Below are 18544 nucleotides of genomic sequence, written 5' to 3'. Positions count from 1 at the left end.
GCTTTAGTTTACCTAATAAATATAATGATAAAAAATAATGGCGTACATGTGAAAGGGTGGAAATACTTATGGGAGAATTCTCTCAAAGGAACATTGACAATCGTATTGAAGTTTTATTAACGAGTATTGAAATAACAGTTAAGAATGTCAATGAATTTAAAGGCGGATTAGAGAAATTGCTAAATTCCAATAGTAATTATTTATTGTTAGATTTAAGCAAGACAATTTATATGAACAGTGCAGCTCTTGGATGTATTGCGGATACAGTTATGAAAGCAAAAAAGCTAGAGAAAGAGATTGTGATAGGCGGGATACAGTCAACTATTCTTGAAGTATTTAAAATTATTAAGTTCGAATCGTTTGTGACTTTGTTTACTGATTTAGATGAAGCAATAAATTATTTACAAGAGAAGTAGTTAGTAAGGCTTTCACTTTTGTGAAAGCCTTATTTTTCTGTCTATAACACTGTTCCTAAAAACCAAATGAGCCCAAATAGAAATAATAAAATGACGACAATCACTACAATGGCGATACCAAAGCCAAAGCCGATTCCAGGGAAGGCTGCTACGCCTCCTGTTGCTGGAACACCGTACACGATTACAACACCACCTTTCACATGTCTACTACAACTTATGTTTGTACTTTATGGAAGGTGTGTAAAAATGAGGGGTTTTTCCCTAGTCACTAGAGAGTAGATCATGGCAACGATAATAGTTAGACATATATACAATCCAGACAAGGCTCTTAAACATATAGTAAAAGAACGACCGACAGAAGGAGTGGTAACTTGTACATTGTCTCGGCAACAAACGAAAACTATGCTGAACCATTAGCAGTGATGCTAACCTCACTTTTGAAGAATAGAAAACATGACAGTTTTGTACACATCTTTATACTTTATGGCGACCTTATTGAAGTTACTAAAGCGAAATTAGAAAGAGCAATCAAAAAGTATAATGGCTCAGTAACGTTTATTAAAATGAATGTTCAATTGTTTGAGAACTTTCCGTTAAGCAGGGGGGGACAAAACTATATTAGCCATGAGGCTTATTACCGTATTTTGATTCCTGAGGTGCTAAGTAAAGATATTTCCAGAGCGTTATATCTAGATTGCGATATGATAGTTAGAGATGATATTTCAAAGTTATGGGAAATTTCAATAGAGGGTTATGATCTAGCTGCAGTAGATGAATCAAGAGTCCTTTCAGAAAGGAAAAGAGATAAACGTATTAACAGGCTATCCTTACCTACTAGTGCATATTATTTTAATTCAGGTTTATTGTTTATGAATTTAAAAAGATGGAGAGAGAAAAGAATTTCTACTGAAGTAATTCAATTTATTGAGGCTAATCCTAATAAATTGAATTTACTAGATCAGGATGCTTTAAACGCAGTTCTTCACAATCGTTGGCTTCGTTTGGGTGATAAATGGAATTTTACAAAAGCCCATTCTAAAAGGCTTCCTCTTTATAAAGCTGCAATCCTTCACTTTACAGGACCTGATAAACCTTGGGACACTGATAACCCTTTTTATAAAGAGTATTTAAACTACCTTAAAAAATCCATGTGGAAGAAACCTATTCAGGAGTAACCAAACTTAATAGGAGAATGGATCGTAATTTAAAAGCCGATGTTAATCTTAGAAACTCTCACATGGTATAAGGCTAGCTAATGGAAAGTAGGCGATAAATGATGCCAAATGAAAATGTGTACACTGATTCTAATGGCAATAGGATCTTAAGGAAAGATATTGAAATGATTTGTGAGGAACATCAAATAGGGCGCTTAATAAAAGTAGTTGGATCTCCTAATAATGGCAATATTAATGGGATTATCTTCGTACAAACAGCAAAAGGAAAATATGTTATTCGATCTTTATCAATCTACACTACTAAGGAACGAATCGTTTATCTTGAAAATGTTTTACGAGCTCTAAAAAATGTGGGGGTACCAGTTCTTCGTTCAATAAAAACGCAGGGAAATGATTACTATTCAAAAAAGGGTGGTAAATTTATTCAAGTGTATCCTTATGTTGCAGGACATAAATTTATGTTCTTAAAACAGCAAATCGAAGCAAATGCAAAGATGCTAAGTAAATTTCACCAAACATTAGCTTCATTTGAACAAGGACCTTTACCAGATGTATTTATTTATCCGAATTTAAGAAATCTTACTAACAAAATTCAAACATTAACCATAGGTAATAATGCTTTACCTAGCAAGACAGTTTCTAAAATTGTATCTCTGTATTCATCTATTGAAAAACAATGGGAAAGAATAAATCCGAAAGACTTACCTAAAACAATCATCCATGACGACTGGCACCCTTGGAATATGGTTTATAAAGCTAACGGTTCAGTAGCAGCTATTCTTGATTACGACTATTTTCAACAAGGTGAACGAATATATGACATTGCCTATGTACTCTATTATCTTAACAAACGTGTAATAGGTGGAAATTTAAAGCAAACACGATTGTTTTTAAGGTCTTATGGAGAATTAATAGACATAGAAAAAGCAATTTTACCAATCGTTATTGCTAAAGTTGCCTTGTTTAATATCCTGTTTGCAACAAACAATAAATCTGAAGACAAATTAAATAGGATCTTACATGTAAATGAAGAACTAATTAATCGTTTGCTTAATAAGGGGCTATTAGGGAGTTGAAAAAAGGGGATGTCATCAAGGTAAAGACCGTTAGAGACATCCTTTTTACTCTATGTTATTGAAGTTTTAGAAGGTAAACGTTTGACTAGTATTTTTTGATTTAGTATTTTGCACTGTTTGTTATTCTCCATACTGTAAATCATATATATAATTTCTTGCTGGGTCATTTAATTTACGCTTAACTGGATGGACTAACCACCCTTCATTTAATTGGATACACTCAATTAATTCACTCTTAGTAAAATATGGGCGAAAACGAATTAACCTTTGCCCTACTTCTTCTGGATAATTTTTTAATTTAAATCCTAGTTCATTTGCTAAGTTTACAAAAACTATTTCTTCAATCCCAAAGACAGTTGTTTCTGTAAGTGCGGTTTTAAGTTCTACTTTTTTTTCATAGTTTACGAACTCTTTAACAAGCGCCTTGCTCATGACTTGACCAACATTAAATACTCCCAAAAAAGAACTTACGGAAAAAAACGGTTTCCATGTATCCTTTTCTTTAATGAATGATTTTCCACAAGTCCAATTTTTATCAGGAATCCTTAACTTAACTGCCATATAATCAGCATCCTGCATTTGCTCTTCTATAAATTCCTCAAAACCTTTACGAAAAAATAAGGCATCTGAGTCTATATTTATAAAATAATCATATTCAAGTTCTATTTCTTCAAGCCATTCCATTGTTTCAACAAAATACATGGCAAGGTTCCCATACTTCAATTGTTTACTAGTTGGGCAAACGGGGACATTGAGATCAGTGCAAAGATTTGAGTTTTTACCACCGTTATATAGTACTACATAACTGTTAGGGCAATAATGATTAATGTTTAAGATCAATTGTTTGATGAGTTCTTTATTTTCATGGACAAGTACAGCAAAGCAAATCTTCCTTTTTGTTGTATCCTTCATGTTTACCTCCAGCTTCTGTTTTAACGAGCTTTGATATTCGGACACCCAAGGAGGTGGGAGAAAAATCAGTCACTAGTAAATAAATTTCTTAGTTTTCCTCGTTTGATCGCTTCTTTGTAATAGGTGTTTTTTAAAAGGATGTCTTTATGTTTCTTAGCAAAATCCATAAACTGTTCGGTAAATTCAGGTTTAAACTTTAGAAAAGAATAAATGTTTTTAGCTACTGCATATTCTAACTCTTGTTGATAACGTGGATTTCCCTCTGTAAGTAGTCTCTTCCAAGCTTGTATAACGCCTAACGTTTTTAGATCGTTACTTTTCGTAATAGAACCACTACGGATATTATAGTAATAGAGAGGCTTATTGAGATAAGCTGGAGACTTTGCATTTGTTAATAATAAGGGAATTGTTGCGAGATCTTCATACCAACCGTCTGGATAGAGGGTTGATTTAAACAAGCTTTTTTTTATTAACTTATTCCAAGAAAATGCAGCTTTTGTAATGTGCATAACCGCTTGCTTTTGATCCAATTGCTTCCCACGGAAGCCCTTATAAACCTTCTTTCGAGTATTTTTAATCTCGACATAATCACACATTATGAAGTCATGTCCTTGTTTAGCCAGTTTATATAATTTCTTAAACATCTCCTGATCGACGAAATCGTCAGAATCAGCAAAGCCTACATAACGGGCTCTTGCCATTTTTATCCCGTAATTTCTGGCATTACCAGGTCCTTTGTTTTCGGTATATAGCGTAATTATTTTAGACGGATATTTCTCCTGTAACCGATCTATGATACGTTGAGAATTATCAGTAGAACCGTCATTGATGATAATGATCTCGATATTTTCTAAGGTTTGGTTTACCAACGACTCTATACATTTTTCTAAATATTTTTCCGTGTTGTATACGGGTACTATTACCGAAACTTTGGGTTTCATAGATTTTCACTCTCATTCCATAAAGATGTTTGCAAGTACTTAAAGTATTCATCTTTATAACGAACTTCAGAATTCCAAGGTTTCTTCCATCCTGCAAAATGGATAATTACAGGTTTTACCTCAATGGAGGCATCCCAATGGGTGGGTGTATAATTCCATTTGTAGTCAAGTTGCAACCACTCTTTATTTAGAACAACATTTAATGCATCTTGATCCATTAAGGTTAAGTTGGGATGATCACTTAAATAGTTAATAAGTTGTTCTGATACTTTTTCTTTTCTCCATTTTTTAAAATTCAACAACAAAACTCCAGCATTAAAGTAAGGAGACTTTTTACTCAACCCGAGTTCTTTTTTTAACCTTCTTTTTCTCCGTGTATTATATGAACAGGACTCATCCACAGCTGCAACAACATGTTGCTTAAGATCAGTATTCCATAATTCACCAATATCACCAGTAATGATAACATCGCAGTCAATATATAAAACTTTCTTAGTACGTTTACCTAATAGTTTAGGTAAGATAATTCTATAGTACGTTTCATTTGTAATATAGCCAATTGTTGAATTTTCTGGAAGATCTTTAGTAATTTCTAGGTTTGGTCTTAGAAATGTAATTTCCTTTGAATACTTGTTTGCAACCATATTGAGTCTCTTTTTATTTTTCTCTGAAATTCCTCCATCAATGATAAATATGTTAAGTTGTTCTTTATTGATTGTGTTCTCAAACAAAGACTGTAGCATTACTCCTAAATGCTGAGAATACTGATCGTTGCTAGTACTTACAATATTCAAAGAATTCACTCCTTACTAATTGTTTTTACATCTTATGAGATTTAGTAAGGTATTGACAGTATCTTTGTCTAATAGAAAGATTTGTCTAGTAAAATTACCTTTGAAAATTGATATACACAAAGTCCAATTTATATTGGACAAGTTACAGGCAACTTCAGAAACGAATAATTTATATAGTGGTTGTGATAAAGGGGGTGGAATGCAAATGATGAAGAAAATTAGAAAGGCAATTATTCCAGCAGCAGGTTATGGTACCAGGAATTTGCCAATAACAAAAGTAATACCCAAAGAAATGTTTCCGATTAATGGTAGACCTGCTATTCATTATATTGTTGAAGAGGCCGCTCGGGCTGGGATTGAAGAAATATTAATTGTTGTATCTCGAAATAAGAATATGATTTTAGATTATTTTGATAGATCCCTTGAATTGGAAACCTTTCTAGAGAAAAACAATAAACAGCACTTAATCGAAGAAGTACCGTTCCCAAATGTTCATATTCAATTTGTACGCCAACCGTACTCTGAGGGATTAGGGGATGCTGTAGCCTTAGGAAAGCGTTTTGTGGGTAATGAACCTTTTGCAGTGTTACTTCCAGACGATATCTTTCTATGTTCAAATGCTGGAGCACTTGAACAACTAGTGGATGCTTACCAAGAGTCCAACTCTTCGATAATTGGTTTACAAGAAGTCTTACCTGAGTACTTGAAAAACTACGGAGTTGTTAAAGAAGAAAAAATTAGTGACCTTCACTATAAGATTTTAGACATCGTTGAGAAACCTAAAAGCTCGCCACCTTCTAATTTAGCTGTGACTGGTCGCTATATATTTAACCCTTCAATTTTTACTTACTTAGACAAAGTAGAAAAAGGTGTTGGAGGAGAAATTCAGTTAACAGATGCGATAAAGGCTCTCTTAGTAGAAGAAGAATGTTTTGGAATAAATATACAAGGCAAACGTTATGATATTGGTTCTGCAAAGGACTATCTTACTCTCCTCAAAATTTTGTAAATTCTATAATATAGATAGAAAAGAAGGGAAAGAACGTATGTATATACGTTTCTATTCCTTCTTTTTTAAATGTTCATGAAATGTTCGAAACCTATAAACCTACATATATCATGTGTTTAAGGTACTTAGTTCTGAATATGAGTTTTTTCTGTGATTTTTTTCACAGTTATTAGGTTGAGGAAGTAATAATCTTTATTTATAAGGATTACCCGTAAATAAAATAATAACATGCTTTTTAGACCGAATAACATCTTTAAAAAATAACGTAAAGTTTGGTGATAAAAATGTTGAATGAAATGGAACAAAGAAAGCCCATTGGAGGACATCCACATGGGAAAGGACACCCGGAAGGACATCCAGGCGGGATTGGTACGACCATTGATTATAATGAAAATCCGTTTATTGTAATATGGGAGGTTACTCGCGCCTGTCAGTTAAAATGCGTTCACTGTCGAGCAGATGCGCAAACACAACCTCATCCAAATGAGCTTAGTCATGAGGAAGGAATTAAGTTAATTGATGAAATTTATGACATGAATAATCCGATGCTTGTTTTTACGGGTGGTGACTGTATGATGCGTGAAGATCTTTTTGATTTAGCTGAATATGCAGTAAAAAAAGGAATGCGTGTGTCAATGACACCTAGTGCAACTCCAAATGTAACAAAAGAAGCAATGGAAAAAGCAAAAAGTGTTGGTTTATCACGTTGGGGAATAAGCCTAGATGGACCTACACCAGAAATTCATGATCATTTTCGCGGAACTCCTGGATCGTTCGATCTTACAGTTGAAAAAATAAAGTATTTAAATGAATTAAATATGCCACTGCAAATAAATACTGTTATTTCGCGTTATAATTACGACTCATTAGAAAAGATGGCGGAATTAGTAGGTGAATTAAAAGCAGTGATGTGGTACATCTTTCTTCTGGTTCCTACAGGTAGAGGGCAGATGGACGATTGTTTAACCCCTGCTGAACATGAAAAAGTATTCCGTTGGCTTTATGAGTTAGGAAAAACTGCTCCGTATGATATTAAAACAACAGCAGCTCAACACTACCGTAGAGTGGTTATCCAACAAAAGCACCGTGAGAAGCTCATTGATAAGGCCGATATACGTTATGAAGACTCAATAACAGATACGGCATATCTAATCGATGGTTTAAAACGTGCACCTAAAGGTGTCAACGATGGCAATGGATTTATTTTTGTTTCACATACTGGGGATGTAATGCCAAGTGGGTTATTACCAATAGTCGTTGGAAATGTTAGAGAGAAGAAGTTAGCAGAAATTTACCGCGAAGCTCCTGTTTTAAAAGAACTTCGTAATCCAGATTTATATAAAGGGAAATGCGGTGTTTGTGAGTTTCGCAATGTATGCGGAGGGTCGAGATCAAGGACTTATGCAGTTACAGGGGATTATCTTCAAAGTGAACCTTTCTGCGTCTATATACCAGAAGCATTGCGTAATAATGGAAAAGAATTGACACCGAACGTTTAATAGAGAAGAGACTCCCAAAAGGGCAGTCTCTTTTTTTGTCTAGTAAAGAACTATCCTCATCGATGAATAGAGAAGAAATCCTACAATTTGCGAATTATCTCTAGTAACGAGTACTATATTATAGTAGAATCAAATGAAAACTTGTAAAAATTTTGGTTTTACTTCATTTTTTTGTAAAATAAGATAAAGTGGAAAGGTGTATTATGAAATTAAAAACGAAACTATACCTAGGATTTGGTACAATCTTGGTCATTTTAGTACTCATAAGTTCCATTGTTCTTTACACGTTAAATACTCAAAAAAATAATTTAGAAGTTATTGTTCAAAATAGTTATGAAAGAGTAAGCATAGCTCAAGCGTTAAAGTCAAATGCTCAAACGAAAGCAAGGTTCGTAAGAGAATTCTTTTTAAATGACTTAGGTGAAAAAGACTATCTGGAAGAAGAACTAAAAATTACCAAGTTGATAGAGAAATCTAACATTCTATTCAATGAACTTAGTGTTTTGGGTTCAAGTAATCTCAATTCAATTGAGTTAGTTAGAGAGCTAGAACACTTAAATGGTCTACAAGATAGGAATATTGCGGTTGCGATTGAATTATTAAAAGAAGGCTCTTATGATGAAGCGAAAACCCTCATTATCGTTGATAATGCTAGTATTCTATCTAATTTAATCTCAGGGATGGACCTGTTAACTGAAACAGAAGAAGAGGCAATGGAGCAATTACTTGAGAATTCTCTTGAGACATATCAATCCACTCTAGTCTTGTTTGTCATATTAGTTTCTATTAGTTTTGTCATTGTAATCGGAATTACAACATCTGTCATACGAAGTTTTTCAGTAAGCTTAAATAATGTTAGAAATGTCATGATGAAAATTCCTCACCAATCGTTTGATAATATTCCCAGAATAAAAACAGAACTGCATAATGAGTTTGACGATGTTGCAAAAGCGTATAACGAGATGGCTGAAGCTCTTGAACGTTATGCTAGCACAGAAAAGAATTATCAAAGTTCGTTAGAGGAAGAGAATTGGCTGAAAACACAATTCGCAGATGTAACTACTAGTTTTCAAGGGGCTCAAAAGTTATCGCTATTTGGAAAAATTTTTGTTTCTAAGATGGCGACCACAGTTAATGCTACCTATGGAATGTTTTATTTTAAGGAAGATAAAGGATATAGGGGAACAGCTACTTATGCTGCAGAACAGGAAGACATAACTGGCGATACAATGATCCTTAAAGGAGAAGGTCTCGTTGGTCAGTGCGCTTTAAATAACCGAGTTATTCTTTTAGATCACTTACCAAGTGACTATATCGTAACAAAATCGGGTTTGGGTAAAGCTTCACCAACACATTTAATGCTTTTGCCAATTCAATTCGAAGGGGAAGTACTAGGAGTTCTTGAGCTAGCCAAATTTGAAACTTTTACACCATTGCAGCAAAGATTACTTGAACAAGTCTGTCTTTCTTTAGGACCAAACCTTGATCGAATTCAATACCACATGGAAATTGAAAGGCTTTTAGCTGAATCTCAAGTCTTAACGGAAGAGTTACAAGCACAATCAGAAGAATTGCAACAGCAACAAGAGGAATTAAGAACAATAAATGAAGATCTATATAAAGAAAACATCCTTACAGAAGAAAAAACAAAAGAGCTAGAAAAGATCAAAAGTGATCTTGAACAAAAAAATAGAGAAATCTTATTAAGTTCAAAATACAAAACGGAATTTTTAGCCAATATGTCACATGAATTAAGAACACCGTTGAATAGTATGTTAATTTTATCAGAGATCTTATCAGAAAATAATGATAGAAACTTATCTAAAAAACAAATAGAATATGCACAAACTATTCATACCTCTGGTAAAGATCTTCTAAATTTAATTAATGATATTTTGGATTTATCGAAAGTGGAATCTGGAAAGTTAGAAATTTTTCCGGAGGAAGTTGAAGTAGATGAAATTGAAGCATTTGTTCAACGTCAGTTCACCCCTATAGCTAGTCAGAAGAATTTAAACTTTGAGATAGTGATCGATAGTAATATTCCAAAAATTATTATTACAGATGACCAGCGTCTAAAACAAATTCTAAAAAATCTTCTTTCGAATGCTTTTAAGTTTACTAATAAAGGAAAAGTAACTTTACACGTACATGCCGGTTCAAAGGAAACAAATTCAAAATTAATATTCTCAGTGATTGATACTGGTATAGGAATTCCTTCCCATAAACAGCAGGTTATCTTTGAGGCATTTAACCAACTAGATGGGACCACTTCACGAAAGTATGGCGGAACAGGCTTAGGGCTTTCAATCAGTAAGGAACTGGCTCAGTTATTAGGTGGTTATCTGGCAGTACGTAGTGAAGAAGGGGAAGGAAGTAACTTTTCTTTATACTTGCCAGACCTAATTGAGTCCAAAACGTATGATGATTTGCCGCTAGTTGCTGCGACTGTAGAAGACACCATGGAGATTGTAAGCAGTAGCGCTGATCATATAAAAGTGGAAGACCTAAGTAATAAGACAGTTTTAATTGTTGATGACGACATGAGGAATGTCTTCGCGTTAACAAGTATTCTAGAAAAAGAGAAAATGAATGTTCTATATGCAGAGAATGGCCTCGATGCTATAAAAAAATTAGAAGCTACAAAGATTGATATTGTGCTTATGGATATTATGATGCCTAAAATGAATGGTTATGAGACGATGACCGAAATCAGAAAGAATGAGAAGTTAAAGGATATTCCAATTATTGCATTAACAGCGAAAGCAATGAAAACGGATCGTCAAAAATGTATCAGTGCAGGTGCTTCGGATTACATTAGTAAACCAGTAGATTTAAATCAATTACTGTCACTTATTAGGGTATGGCTGTATAAGTAGATGGGGGGGAACTAATTGGACCTAGATAGGAAAGACCAAATTGAAAAAATAGAAACTGAATTATTTCTTGAGGCAATTTATCGATTATACGGTTTTGATTTTAGGAATTATGCCTTTGAGTCAATAAAGAGGCGAATATGGTATAGTGCCCGAGAAACAAAGGCAAAAACAATTTCGGAATTTCAAGGACAAGTATTGTATCAACCAGAGCTTATTAAAAACCTTACCAATAATTTTTCAATAACAGTAACTGAAATGTTTCGGGATCCTAGTTTTTTCGAGGCATTTCGTCTGAAGCTTGTTCCGCTATTAAAACAGCACCAGACTATTAGAATTTTGGTTGCTGGTTGCGCTTCGGGAGAGGAAGTATATTCATTGGCAATTTTACTCTCTGAAGAGGGCTTATACGAGCAAACAAGTATTTATGCAACTGACATAAATGAAGAAATCCTTGAAAGAGCTAAGCAGGGAAAGATTGCACTGACTCATATGAAGCATTATACGAGAAACTACCTTCAAGCAGGTGGGCAAAAGGAATTTTCAAAGTATTACAGAGTAGAAGGAGAAAATGCTTACCTGCATGATTTTCTTAAAAAAAACCTAGTATTTGCTCATCATAATTTAGCAACTGACCACTCTTTTAATGAGTTTCATATTATTCTATGTAGAAACGTACTCATCTACTTTAATAAAGAGTTAAAGGAACGAGCGTTTACCCTTTTTTATGATAGTTTAAGAGAAGATGGTATTTTATGTTTAGGTAGCCAAGAATCAATATTTTCTACTAATGCTTTTACTGACTTTGACTATACGAACAAGATTTATAAGAAAAACGAAGACATAGATCTGGAATTAAACTAAAAGTAGGGGGAGCATTAGATGGATCAAGATAATTTAAAAGCAAAAGTCTTACTCGTCGATGACCGACCTGAGAATTTATTAGCTCTGGAAGCTGTGTTAGCAGATGGTGAGTACGAGCTAGTTTTTGCCCATTCAGGAGAAGAAGCATTAAAACATATCTTGAAAGAGGAATTTGCAGTTATCCTATTAGATGTTCAAATGCCTGGACTTAATGGTTTTGAAACGGCTAAGCTAATTAAAGGAAGAAAGGTTTCCGCACATATTCCAATTATCTTTATTACGGCTTTAAGTAAAGCTAACGAACATATTAAAGAAGGTTATTTAACTGGTGCAGTAGATTATATTTTCAAGCCATTTAATCGTACAATTTTAAAAAGTAAAGTAGATGTTTTTGTTCATATATTCCTAAAGCAAAAACAAATAGAGTTTCAAAGAAACAAACTAGCTGAGAAACAAATGGAGTTAAAATACCAATACAACAATCTAGAAAAGCTTATTCAGGAGAAAACGAATGAATTAGTTATCGCAAACCATGAATTAAAAACATCCCAAGAACGGTTTCAAAAGATCTTTCAATTTAGTCCGAATTTAAAAGCGATTTGTACATTAGAAAATGGTCGTTTTTTAACCGTAAATAAGAGTTGGATCGAAGTTACTGGGTATAGCGTTGAGGAAATAAACGATAACGGTTTGCAGTTTATATTTTCAGAGAACGATGTTCCTTTAAATATACAAGTAGACTTACATAATCGGAAGGTAAGGTTTATAACTAAAGAACAAGAGGTACGAATAGGGCTGTTATCTACAGAAAAGATTATGATTAATGATGAAGAATGCATTCTTAGTGTTATCACAGATATAACGGAGCGTACTAAGCTTGAAAAGGAAATTTCACGACTAGATAGTCTGAATTTAGTTGGTGAAATGGCAGCAGGCATTGCCCATGAAATTAGAAATCCGATGACAACAGTGATTGGGTTTTTACAGATCGCAAAGAATGACTTAGACGCACCATTGTCTGAGCAATACATTAATCTAATGTTATCGGAATTGAAGCGGGCAAACGGAATTATTACTGAATTTTTGACGTTAGCAAAAGATAAAACGAGCAACAAAAAAGTTGAAAACCTTAATAATATCATTCAACTGCTATACCCGTTACTACAAGCAGAAGCTATAATGAATTCAAAATCTGTTCATTTAGAATTGGGTGATATACCAACGGTAAACGTTGACGAAAAAGAGATGCGACAAATGATTTTAAATATTGGCTTAAATGGTCTAGAAGCCATGTCTAATGGCGGAAATGTTACAATTCGAACATTCTTAGATGAAAAAGGTTCCGTAGTGTTGCAGATAAAAGATGAAGGTAGAGGAATGCCTAAAGAAGTACTAGATAAGATTGGTACACCATTTTTTACAACCAAAGAAAACGGTACAGGTTTAGGAATGGCTATTTGTTACAGTATTGCGGCTAGGCACGATGCTCAAATTTCAGTTGAGACAAGTGAAGCGGGTACTAGTTTCTATATTTGTTTTGCTGCTGAGAGAGCAAAAATAAAGCAATTAAACAATTAGTCATAGGGGAGACTTGCATCGTTAGCTAGTCCCCTCTATGACTTATTTTATTTCAATAAATAACCTTTTTGTGCCAGGAAGTTTTTAAGTGTTACTCTTTTCTCAGAAGTCAACATTCGAGTTGTTTGCTCAGTCCAACGATCTTTTCTCACGCCATTTGTTCTGTCGTTATAATATTCAGAAATGATTTCGTTATAGCTGGTAAGTTGAATTTTTAATATCTCGTTATTTTGCTGGTACTGATCTTGATGATATACATTTTCCATTGGAAGACGTGGCTTTGTCCCTGGGTCTTGATCAGGAAAGCCTACAGCTACTCCTACTATTGGGATAACGTGTTTAGGTAGTTCTAAAAGCTCACTTACTTCTTCAATATTACTTCTAATGCCTCCTATATAGACAGTACCAAGTCCTAGTGACTCAGCTGCTATAACAGCGTTTTGAGCTGCAAGAGTAGCATCAACTGCACCTATTAGAAACTTTTCTGTACTATCAAGAGCTAGTGGTTCATTGTAATTTTCAAGTTCGGCACCGAGTGTATGGCGGTGGAAATCTGCACAAAATACAAAAAAATGGCCATTTTTAGCTACATATGGTTGATTACCTGCTAGCACTGATAACTTTTCTTTTATTTCTTGATTTCGAATACCAATAATTGAGTATGCTTGTAGAAAACTTGAAGTTGGTGCCATTTGGGCACTTTTCACAATGGTATTAATCTGCTCTTCTGTGAGTTCTTCATCTTTGAATGCTCTAATCGATGCGTGGTTTTGTAACAATTTTATTGTTTCGTTCATCTTGTTCACTCCTAATTCATTTGCAATTTAGCTAGTTAAATTCTAACATAAAATATTAGGAGCAAATAGTAAAGTGGATTTACTCAAAAAACTAGATAAAGGAGGGTCTTCCATTGGATCAGGGTTTATTACTATTGTTGGCTGCCGTCATAGGTGTTTTTGGAATATTATATGTGTTCAAGACATCAATGAACGCTATTATCGATGGAATGAAGAAAAAAGATTATCAAGCCGTTGATAAAGCTCAAACGAAAATGTTTACTAATATTATCTTAGTTGAAATTGTACCAATAATTTTAGTAGTTATCGCGATACTAGATATGTTTTAGGAGGGTTAATTATGGGGTATTTTATTGCAATTATTGTGGTTTGGATCATGGGCGTTATTGGTGTATTAAGTGAGAGAAGTAATCCGTCTATCGCCAAGCTAGAAGCACATGAAAAAATGCGAATAACTGGATTAACGTTTATTGGATTTGCCATTGTTAGTTCCCTTCCTGCGATTGCACTAATTTTACTAGCAGTTCAATTAGGGTTTAATTAAGTGAGTGAATTTCATAATTACCAAAAACGAGCCAGCCAAAACTTGGTATCTTCGCGGCGAGAATATGAAATTATGAAATTCATTAAATTATCAATGAAAAGCAAACAAGTCACTTTTGTACTTGTTTGCTTTTTTTGTCTATTTCTTTGGCGTGAATAGTGAGCCAATTTGTTTCATAATAGGACTTACTTGATTAACTGTCTTCATCATCTCGTCAAATTGATTAACTGCTTTTTGAAAATCGAAGGTTCCATCAGGGCCTGTAAACATTCCAACTGGAGGATTAGCCCCTGGTTGAGGTTGATTTTGCTGGCCTTGGTTTTGCTGAGCCTGTTGTCCTTGTTGTGGCCCAGGCTGTGGATAGGGAAAAGGTGGTGGAGGGTAATATCCTCCTTGGTATCCATATGGATGGTGATATTGGTTTGGGTATTGATACGAATGTATTTGTTGTTGTGGATAATAAGGGAATTGCTGCTGCTGATTTCGGTAATACATTGAAAATCACTCCCTAGTCATAATGTTATTCAATTTCAATTGTGCGCTTCTTATTAGGGACAACAATTTTTAATAGACCATCACGGTAGGAAGCCTTAACTTCCCTCTCCGATACATGGAAAGGTAATAAAACAATTCGTTCAGCTTTGTGATACGATCTTGTGCTGCGAAAGCTATGTTGGATGTCATTCTTTTCTTCAATAACTTCAGCATTTTGAACACTAATTCTAATTTGATTACCATAGATATCTAAAATAATTTGCTCCTTTTTTATACCTGGTAGTTGGGCTTCGATTATATAATTATTATTAGTTTCATATTGGTGAACTGGAAATGCTGTACCGAAGTGAAAATTGCGAAAGGCATCTTGAAAAAAGCTGTCTATTGACTTTAAGAATTCTCCAATTGGCTGTTCATTAAACGGATTTGGAAGGTTATCTTTCTTCTTACTCAAATCAATCACCTCAATCAATAAGTTATCCCTTTAAACATGATTTGTCATTATACCTTATGAGGAAGTTGGTTGAATGGTTTGGGCTAAAGTCTAAGAAATAATAGAAATAAGCAAGAAACTAAACGAATGTCGTTCCCTATAGATCTAGTAAGAATAAACTAGTAAAAAAGGGAGGAATGTACATGCTTTCCGAAATATTACCGCAAATAGAGATTAGTAATCAGTTAACCCTTGTCGTTCCTGCGCTAATGATTATCGGTTATGCATTAAAGAGGACACCGCAAGTTGCTGATTGGCTAATTATTTGGATTTTATTACTGATAGGGATAGTAGCAAGTGGTCTTACTCTTGGTTTTACTGTTAGCGGTATAGCCAACGGTATAATCGCTGCTGGAGCTGCCATTACTTCTCACCAAGCTTATAAACAGACAATGATCCGAGGTAGGTTAGTTCCAAAGAAGCAACTGGGGGACAGAAACCGCGAAAAAAAATAAGTCAATAAGAATGATGAATAAAAAGGAACAGATGAGATCTGCTCCTTTTTACTATTATTAAAATTATTATGCTCAAAACCATATGAAGAAAAAGTATGTTATTAAACAATCATATTTTTGTCATAAATAAAATCTATAGTATACTTTACTATAGAAAAAGAAGAGGAGAGTTACTTATGAATTTTTTTATGTTTTTAGCTCCAGTATTATTAATCGTAGGGTTATTTGGGCTTTATGATAAAATTCGTTTATGTAAGAAAAACGGTGTATTTCCTTACGACTTTAGATTGTACCGTTGGTTTGCTCTATTATTATTTCTTATTGTACCTGTGAGATTATTTCAAGAAGAGTTTAGATTTGTAAAAGTTGGCTTTTATATCCTCATTCCTGTTGTGTTAATTTGGTTATTCTATGTTCATTTTAGAGATGGAAAAGCTTATAAGGTTATAGACATCTCAGAAAAAGAGTTCCTAACAAAAGTTGAACAAATCGTAAAGGAACATAAAGTGAAAATGCAAAAAGGACAACCTGCAAGTAGTGAATATCCTTTCATTTACAAACTTGGTAATACAGAAGCGTCAATTCTGATAGATCGTACAAAAGGGAGACTAAATGAAACCCATGAATTTTCGTATGTACTTACATTTAAAAAATGGTGGAAGTTACCCAATAGTGAAGTAATTATCGAGGATTTAATTAAAAGACTGCAACATGAGAGAGAACCACTTAAGCTTCAGAAACACAAAGTTATTGGTGTGGTTTACGCGATGATCCTGTTTATTGGGTTATATTTAGCATTGAATACATTCTAGACAGTTGAGGAAATTCTCAACTGTTTCTTTTTTTTGGCTTAAAGAAAAAATATATAAAATTGTCACAACCGAAATCACTACTGATGTGGTAATTTTAATAATAGACCTTCTAATTTGAGGTCAACCGGTCATCAGACGTTTCCAGACTTCTACCATTTACCGGAAGAAAAAAAAGATGTATGATAAACAGCGGTATAATAAAGATTAACATTATAAATGTTGGTAAAGGGGAGTATTAAATCATATGGAAGTAATTCTTGAACAAATAGGGAGCTTACAAATGTTAAATCATTTCTGGCTAACCTTATTTTTATTAATCCCAATGGTTTTAATTTCAAGAACGGTTGTCGCTGGAACAAGATTTTCACCTATTCTTATTATTGTCATTTTTGGATTAGGTATGGGCTACGTACTTGTAGCAACTGGTGTAGCGGAGCCAGGATTGAGTGAATTTCCACTCGTTAATTTCATTGCCAAGACGACAATCATTGCATTAATTGTTTCATTCTTTGTAGGTGGACAAGAGCTTAGGAAAATCTTAAGTGGAAAAGATTTAGACGGTGAGGACATGATTGTTCCATCTTCTGAAGAAACCGTGTTGGGTACGACGAGAACACAATTTGTATTTATTTTCCGAACATTCTTCCTACTTCTTGGGATAGAAGGTACTGTCAGATTTTTTCTCGGTTTAGATAGTGGTGAGTTAAGTAGATACTACCCATTAATTGCATACATAGGTCTTGTAGGGTCAATTATCTTAATCGATAATAAGGCAGTGATCAAAAACAAGCATTTGTATCTTCGCAAGGGTCTACTAGAAATAGTAGTGATTGTTGGTGTATTAATTATTTCAGCCCATCTAGCTGGGTATATAAGACCTATTATTGGGTTGCCGCAAATATTCTTTGCGATGTTAATCGCAGCAGGAATTGGCGCTATTTTTTATAATTATAGCTTTGGCCCGACTGTTAAAGCATTACTATTCGCGGGTATCCCTGTTGTGTTAGCAGCTAACTTCATGGTAGGGGGTTCCAGAATTGGAGAGGCATTCTCTATTGAAGGAATGAACTCAGTATTAGCCTATGGGTTTTTCGGCCAACTTTTTTGGATGTTTGGTGGAATCGCCTTACTGATGTTTTTCGCAAGAACAACCCATGTGAGAAATTTAGCTCCAGGGATGGCTGGCGCTTTGTCCCACTCTGGACTAACAGGAGCTTGTACAGCAGGTGACTTAGGGAAGGTGGCAGCTAGCCGTGCTCCTATAATGATTAACATTCCATTTTTTGGACACGTTTTTGTTTTCTCGGTTCTAGCGATAAGTGCTGAAAGGGGAGAATTGTTATTACTTCCATCGCTATTAATTATAGCAGTTGGGGTTGTACTAACAGTTCTTTCATTGAAGAATCTGCGCCGAGCAAATGGCGTTGATAACAAAGAAGTAAAGGCGCTAATGCAATTCTCTTTTGGCTGGCAGTTGTGTGCTGTCTTTGGTGGTTTAATGTTACTAAGCTTAAGTGCAATGCCAATGGACTATGCAGCTATGGCACAATCTTCGGCAATTTCACACTTTGGACTTTTTGCTGCAGTTCAGGAAGGAATGTTTGGATTAGAAGCAGCTGCATTAATACCATTTATCTTTTCTATGCCGTTTCTTGTGCATCCAATTGTGTTCTTTATGTTTGGGAAGGCTATGGAGAAAGATGGAGCGATGCCAACTACACCGGTTTATTTATTAATGGCACTTGGAGTTATTGGTGTACTCTTTGCCTTAGTTGCAATTTAACTACGTAAGAAAGGTCTAACTTGTT

20 protein-coding genes are annotated in these 18544 nt (G+C 34.4%); 13 read left to right on the top strand and 7 right to left on the bottom strand.

Translation table 11 applies throughout. The annotated features are described in order from the left end of the window. The first annotated feature begins 68 nt into the window (after positions 1–68). Complete coding sequence (locus DS745_RS17745; RefSeq protein ID WP_129079560.1) at positions 69–416, top strand: STAS domain-containing protein; 348 nt, start codon at positions 69–71, stop codon at positions 414–416. Between the two features lie 41 nt (positions 417–457). Here DS745_RS17745 and DS745_RS24940 read toward each other — a convergent pair whose 3' ends face one another. Beyond that, complete coding sequence (locus DS745_RS24940) at positions 458–595, bottom strand: hypothetical protein (RefSeq protein ID WP_196121278.1); 138 nt, start codon at positions 593–595, stop codon at positions 458–460. A gap of 192 nt (positions 596–787) precedes the next feature. Here DS745_RS24940 and DS745_RS17740 point away from each other — a divergent pair, with 192 nt between their 5' ends. Both DS745_RS17740 and DS745_RS17735 read left to right on the top strand, forming a co-directional pair. After that, the gene (locus tag DS745_RS17740; RefSeq protein WP_129079559.1) at positions 788–1591 is read left to right on the top strand and encodes a glycosyltransferase family 8 protein; all 804 of its coding nucleotides are present in this window, start codon (positions 788–790) and stop codon (positions 1589–1591) included. A 98-nt stretch (positions 1592–1689) separates the two neighbouring features. Then, positions 1690–2667, top strand: a complete 978-nt coding sequence (locus DS745_RS17735) for a phosphotransferase (protein WP_129079558.1) — start codon at positions 1690–1692, stop codon at positions 2665–2667. Positions 2668–2787: 120 nt separating this feature from the next. On the opposite strand, the gene DS745_RS17730 is transcribed toward DS745_RS17735, so the two are convergent. The 3 genes from DS745_RS17730 to DS745_RS17720 all read right to left on the bottom strand — a co-directional run bounded on the left by DS745_RS17730 (position 2788) and on the right by DS745_RS17720 (position 5314). Beyond that, the gene (locus DS745_RS17730) at positions 2788–3579 is read right to left on the bottom strand and encodes a hypothetical protein (protein ID WP_129079557.1); all 792 of its coding nucleotides are present in this window, start codon (positions 3577–3579) and stop codon (positions 2788–2790) included. A 65-nt stretch (positions 3580–3644) separates the two neighbouring features. Then, entirely contained in the window at positions 3645–4520 is an 876-nt protein-coding gene (locus tag DS745_RS17725; protein ID WP_129079556.1) for a glycosyltransferase family 2 protein, read from the bottom strand. Then, a complete protein-coding gene (locus DS745_RS17720; protein ID WP_161568302.1) occupies positions 4517–5314 on the bottom strand; it encodes a glycosyltransferase family 8 protein in 798 nt (265 codons plus the stop codon). The genes DS745_RS17725 and DS745_RS17720 overlap by 4 nt, the downstream gene beginning before the upstream one ends. A 205-nt stretch (positions 5315–5519) precedes the next feature. On the opposite strand from DS745_RS17720, the gene DS745_RS17715 reads away from it, so the two are divergent. From DS745_RS17715 to DS745_RS17695, 5 genes are all read left to right on the top strand, one after another. Then, on the top strand, positions 5520–6323 hold the full coding sequence (locus DS745_RS17715) for a UTP--glucose-1-phosphate uridylyltransferase (protein ID WP_241657856.1): 804 nt from the start codon (positions 5520–5522) through the stop codon (positions 6321–6323). A 284-nt stretch (positions 6324–6607) separates the two neighbouring features. Continuing rightward, positions 6608–7822, top strand: coding sequence for a TIGR04053 family radical SAM/SPASM domain-containing protein (locus tag DS745_RS17710; RefSeq protein ID WP_241657855.1), 1215 nt, complete (start codon positions 6608–6610; stop codon positions 7820–7822). 203 nt (positions 7823–8025) lie between these two features. Continuing rightward, positions 8026–10701: a response regulator gene (locus DS745_RS17705; protein ID WP_129079554.1), complete on the top strand. Its 2676-nt coding sequence runs from the start codon at positions 8026–8028 to the stop codon at positions 10699–10701. A 15-nt stretch (positions 10702–10716) separates the two neighbouring features. Then, positions 10717–11562, top strand: coding sequence for a CheR family methyltransferase (locus DS745_RS17700; RefSeq protein ID WP_129079553.1), 846 nt, complete (start codon positions 10717–10719; stop codon positions 11560–11562). An 18-nt stretch (positions 11563–11580) separates the two neighbouring features. Next, positions 11581–13140, top strand: coding sequence for an ATP-binding response regulator (locus DS745_RS17695; RefSeq protein ID WP_129079552.1), 1560 nt, complete (start codon positions 11581–11583; stop codon positions 13138–13140). A 47-nt stretch (positions 13141–13187) separates the two neighbouring features. Here the strand turns inward: DS745_RS17695 and nfsA are convergent, their stop codons facing one another. Next, positions 13188–13937: an oxygen-insensitive NADPH nitroreductase gene (nfsA, locus tag DS745_RS17690; RefSeq protein WP_129079551.1), complete on the bottom strand. Its 750-nt coding sequence runs from the start codon at positions 13935–13937 to the stop codon at positions 13188–13190. A 113-nt stretch (positions 13938–14050) separates the two neighbouring features. Between nfsA and DS745_RS17685 the strand changes: the two genes are divergently transcribed. Beyond that, entirely contained in the window at positions 14051–14266 is a 216-nt protein-coding gene (locus DS745_RS17685) for a hypothetical protein (RefSeq protein ID WP_129079550.1), read from the top strand. 11 nt (positions 14267–14277) lie between these two features. Then, positions 14278–14481 carry a hypothetical protein gene (locus DS745_RS17680; RefSeq protein WP_129079549.1) on the top strand — a complete coding sequence of 68 codons (204 nt, stop codon included), beginning with the start codon at positions 14278–14280 and terminating at the stop codon, positions 14479–14481. Positions 14482–14619: 138 nt separating this feature from the next. Here DS745_RS17680 and DS745_RS17675 read toward each other — a convergent pair whose 3' ends face one another. Together DS745_RS17675 and DS745_RS17670 are read right to left on the bottom strand one after the other, a co-directional pair. Beyond that, positions 14620–14976, bottom strand: coding sequence for a YppG family protein (locus DS745_RS17675; protein WP_129079548.1), 357 nt, complete (start codon positions 14974–14976; stop codon positions 14620–14622). Between the two features lie 25 nt (positions 14977–15001). Further along, on the bottom strand, positions 15002–15430 hold the full coding sequence (locus DS745_RS17670; RefSeq protein WP_161568301.1) for an Hsp20/alpha crystallin family protein: 429 nt from the start codon (positions 15428–15430) through the stop codon (positions 15002–15004). Positions 15431–15612: 182 nt separating this feature from the next. Between DS745_RS17670 and DS745_RS17665 the strand changes: the two genes are divergently transcribed. The 3 genes from DS745_RS17665 (at position 15613) to DS745_RS17655 (ending at position 18519) form a co-directional block, all read left to right on the top strand. Further along, positions 15613–15924 carry a phage holin family protein gene (locus DS745_RS17665; protein ID WP_129079546.1) on the top strand — a complete coding sequence of 104 codons (312 nt, stop codon included), beginning with the start codon at positions 15613–15615 and terminating at the stop codon, positions 15922–15924. Positions 15925–16100: 176 nt separating this feature from the next. After that, the gene (locus tag DS745_RS17660) at positions 16101–16736 is read left to right on the top strand and encodes a hypothetical protein (RefSeq protein ID WP_129079545.1); all 636 of its coding nucleotides are present in this window, start codon (positions 16101–16103) and stop codon (positions 16734–16736) included. A gap of 244 nt (positions 16737–16980) precedes the next feature. Beyond that, the gene (locus DS745_RS17655; RefSeq protein WP_129079544.1) at positions 16981–18519 is read left to right on the top strand and encodes a hypothetical protein; all 1539 of its coding nucleotides are present in this window, start codon (positions 16981–16983) and stop codon (positions 18517–18519) included. Positions 18520–18544 lie beyond the last annotated feature (25 nt).

The sequence above is a fragment of the Anaerobacillus alkaliphilus genome, assembly GCF_004116265.1.
Taxonomy (GTDB): Bacteria; Bacillota; Bacilli; order Bacillales; family Anaerobacillaceae; genus Anaerobacillus; species Anaerobacillus alkaliphilus.
Note: the sequence above shows the minus strand (reverse complement) of the source record. Positions and strands in the feature narration are given on the sequence as shown.

Bases quoted from the DNA above. Each gene is read 5' to 3' on its own strand.
- DS745_RS17725 (WP_129079556.1), bottom strand. From the start codon at position 4,520: ATGAAACCCAAAGTTTCGGTAATAGTACCCGTATACAACACGGAAAAA.
- DS745_RS17695 (WP_129079552.1), top strand. From the start codon at position 11,581: ATGGATCAAGATAATTTAAAAGCAAAAGTCTTACTCGTCGATGACCGA.
- DS745_RS17735 (WP_129079558.1), top strand. From the start codon at position 1,690: ATGATGCCAAATGAAAATGTGTACACTGATTCTAATGGCAATAGGATC.
- DS745_RS17705 (WP_129079554.1), top strand. From the start codon at position 8,026: ATGAAATTAAAAACGAAACTATACCTAGGATTTGGTACAATCTTGGTC.
- DS745_RS17745 (WP_129079560.1), top strand. From the start codon at position 69: ATGGGAGAATTCTCTCAAAGGAACATTGACAATCGTATTGAAGTTTTA.
- DS745_RS17680 (WP_129079549.1), top strand. From the start codon at position 14,278: ATGGGGTATTTTATTGCAATTATTGTGGTTTGGATCATGGGCGTTATT.
- DS745_RS17715 (WP_241657856.1), top strand. From the start codon at position 5,520: ATGATGAAGAAAATTAGAAAGGCAATTATTCCAGCAGCAGGTTATGGT.
- nfsA (WP_129079551.1), bottom strand. From the start codon at position 13,937: ATGAACGAAACAATAAAATTGTTACAAAACCACGCATCGATTAGAGCA.
- DS745_RS17710 (WP_241657855.1), top strand. From the start codon at position 6,608: ATGTTGAATGAAATGGAACAAAGAAAGCCCATTGGAGGACATCCACAT.
- DS745_RS17655 (WP_129079544.1), top strand. From the start codon at position 16,981: ATGGAAGTAATTCTTGAACAAATAGGGAGCTTACAAATGTTAAATCAT.
- DS745_RS17675 (WP_129079548.1), bottom strand. From the start codon at position 14,976: ATGTATTACCGAAATCAGCAGCAGCAATTCCCTTATTATCCACAACAA.
- DS745_RS17660 (WP_129079545.1), top strand. From the start codon at position 16,101: ATGAATTTTTTTATGTTTTTAGCTCCAGTATTATTAATCGTAGGGTTA.
- DS745_RS17665 (WP_129079546.1), top strand. From the start codon at position 15,613: ATGCTTTCCGAAATATTACCGCAAATAGAGATTAGTAATCAGTTAACC.
- DS745_RS17730 (WP_129079557.1), bottom strand. From the start codon at position 3,579: ATGAAGGATACAACAAAAAGGAAGATTTGCTTTGCTGTACTTGTCCAT.